Genomic DNA, 2,480 nt, shown 5'->3' with positions numbered 1-2,480 from the left:
CATTAGGCTCCATGCCCATGCCTTCGAGGCCCTTCTTCAGCTGCCCGAGGTCGCTTTTCAGCTGGCCCTGTCCCTGCTGCAGCTGTTTCAGCGCGTCGGCGAATTCCTGCGGTGTCATCGGCTTTTGCCGGGCGAGCGGATCGCGGTCCTCGCCGACCCCTGGCTTGTCCTCACCCTGGCCGTTGCCTTCGCCGAGCTGCTCGTCGCGGTTCTGTCCGCGCTGGCGCTCGCCGCGCTGCATCTGGTCCATGCGGAAGGTGTCGTTCATCATCTCCTGCTGGCGCCGCAGGATCTCGCCGAGCTTGTCCATCTGCTGGCGCATCTCGCTGTCCTGTTGGCCGCCTTGCTGCTGACGGCCGGCCTGCAGATTGTTCATCATGTCCTGCAGTTGCGACAGCAATTGCTGGGCCTTGTCGCGGTCGCCCGACTTCGCCAGATTCTCGATCTGGTCCATCATGCGGTCGATGTCGCTCTGGCGCAGTTCCTGGCCGTTCTGCTGCATCTGCGGTGCGCTGGGATTCTGCTTGGCGCGTTCCGCGAATTCCTGCAGGAACTGGTTCATCGCCTCGCGCAGTTCCTTCATCGCCTTTTCGATTTCAGCGTCGCTGGCGCCATTCTTGATGGCGTCCTGCAGCACCTGCTGCGCCTGGCGCAGCCGCTTTTCCGCGGCCGAGAGATTGCCTTCCTCGATGCCAAGCGCGATTTCCCAGAGATAGGAGACCTCGCTGCGCAACTGATCGTCGCTGTCGGCCATCTTCAGCCGGCTGCGGGCGCTCACGATGGCGAGGTAGTGGGACATGTTGTCGAACGTGTCTTCCGGTCGCAGCGTGATGGCGTCCATCAGGTCGAGCACGCGGGGCTTGGCGTTGGCGTCGAGCGCCAGCAGGCGGCGCTGCTCGATCACCGCGCGCGCCAGCGGATTGGCGAATGGCCGCTCCGGCATCAGCAGCGTCTTGGTCTCACTCGATGCAGTGTGCCCGGCATCGTCGGTGGCAACCAGCGTCAGCTTGATGCTGCTGCCGGCCCAGACATGTTCGGTCAGGTCCTTCGAGGTCCTGGCGGCGTTCGACTTTCCACCACGACGCGGCAGCGACAGCGGCATTTCAGGCGGACTATAGAGCGGGTGTGCATTGGGCGCCTGCGGATCTGCGAGCGTGAACACCGCCTTGGCGGTGGCGGCGCCATAATCGTCGTCGATCTGGTAGTTGAGTTCGAAGGCGCCGTTGGCGGCGCGCTTCGGCTCGCCGACGAAGCGGATCTGTGGCGGCTTGTCGGATATGACCGCGAAGGCCCAGCGCCCCAGCTGGTCCTCGCCCGACGTCAGCGTCAGCGTGCCGTCACCGGTCAGCTTGCCGGTGAACTGGCGCACTTTGGATGGTGTCGCCGGCGTTGGCGCCGGCTTGGCGGCGGCGGCCTGGGGGCCGGCCGGGTCGATGGCGCGGGAATTGCCCTGCTTGTCGGCATAGGCAAGGGTTTCTTCGCCCGAGCCGGAGGGGGCGCCGACGCTTCACCGTGCCTTTGAGGCCGGACACCCCGTCGACGCGCCGGCCGAGGGCATCGCCGCTGATTCGCTGGCGCCAAAGCGCGTCGGCGAAATGATGTTCCCGATCGCCGAGGCCTTTGTCGAACGCTCGATCCTGGTCAGCGACGACGACATCATCGCCGCGCAGAAGGCCCTGTGGAACCGGGTCCGCATCATCTCCGAGCCGGGTGGCGCCGCGGCCTTTGCCGCCGTCCTGTCCGGCCGCTATACGCCGGCGCCGGGCGAACGCGTCGCCGTGCTGGTCTGCGGGGCGAATGCCAACCCGGCGACCTTCTGACTGCAACTATAGCGATGGGCTTCACGTTTTTTGAAAGCGCCTCGCCTTTGCCGTGTTTGCTGGTATTCTTCGAGTCGTGAGGCTTGGGCTATCCTGCCCGCCCCACAGCATGATTCCGAAAAGTGGAATCCGGTTTTCGGAACAGATCATGCTCAAGGAGATAGAGCCCCATCCCGGTTCTTTCGGGATGGAATAGGCTCTAGGAAGGGCCGATGACGCAACGACCCACCTTCAGCAGCGATCGCGGCCTGCCCGGGCGCCTTGCCTTGAGCCGGCTGGCGACGCGGGTCTCGATGATGGTCGAGCGCGGCTGGCCGTTGCTGCTTCCGCTCGTCATCGTCGCCAGCCTGTTCCTCAGCATCTCTTGGCTCGGCATCTTCTCCCGGGTGCCGGATATGGCGCGCATCGGCCTCGTCGCCGCCTTTGCCATCGCGGCATTGGCCGCGCTCTATCCGCTGCGCTTCTTCCGCCTGCCGGGCGCTGCCGAAATCGACCGCCGGATCGAGGCGGCCAATCAACTGTTGCACAGCCCGGTGCTGGTGCAGACCGACCGGCCAAGCGGCCGGGAAAGCAGCTTTTCGCAGGCGCTGTGGCGCGAACACCAGAAGCGCATGGCCGGAAAGCTCGACAGCCTCGGCGCCGACCTGCCGCGTACACGCG

General features: G+C 65.5%; 1 protein-coding gene and 2 pseudogenes. 2 read left to right on the top strand and 1 reads right to left on the bottom strand.

Translation table 11 applies throughout. From position 1 onward, the window contains the following. Nucleotides 1–1,489, bottom strand: a pseudogene (locus EN935_RS31015) (TIGR02302 family protein); the annotation flags it as partial. Here EN935_RS31015 and EN935_RS31010 point away from each other — a divergent pair. Both EN935_RS31010 and EN935_RS31005 read left to right on the top strand, forming a co-directional pair. After that, nucleotides 1,485–1,820 (top strand): annotated as a pseudogene (locus tag EN935_RS31010) (pyridoxal-phosphate dependent enzyme); the annotation flags it as partial. The pseudogenes EN935_RS31015 and EN935_RS31010 sit on opposite strands and share 5 nt — an antisense overlap. A 212-nt stretch (nucleotides 1,821–2,032) precedes the next feature. Next, nucleotides 2,033–2,480 (top strand): DUF4175 family protein (locus tag EN935_RS31005; RefSeq protein ID WP_127373968.1); only part of this gene is annotated, 448 nt, incomplete at its 3' end.

Source organism: Mesorhizobium sp. M7D.F.Ca.US.004.03.1.1, from assembly GCF_003998635.1.
Classification (GTDB): Bacteria; Pseudomonadota; Alphaproteobacteria; order Rhizobiales; family Rhizobiaceae; genus Mesorhizobium; species Mesorhizobium loti.
The sequence above is the reverse complement of the archived record's forward strand: the minus strand, read 5'-3'. Positions and strand labels throughout refer to the sequence as shown.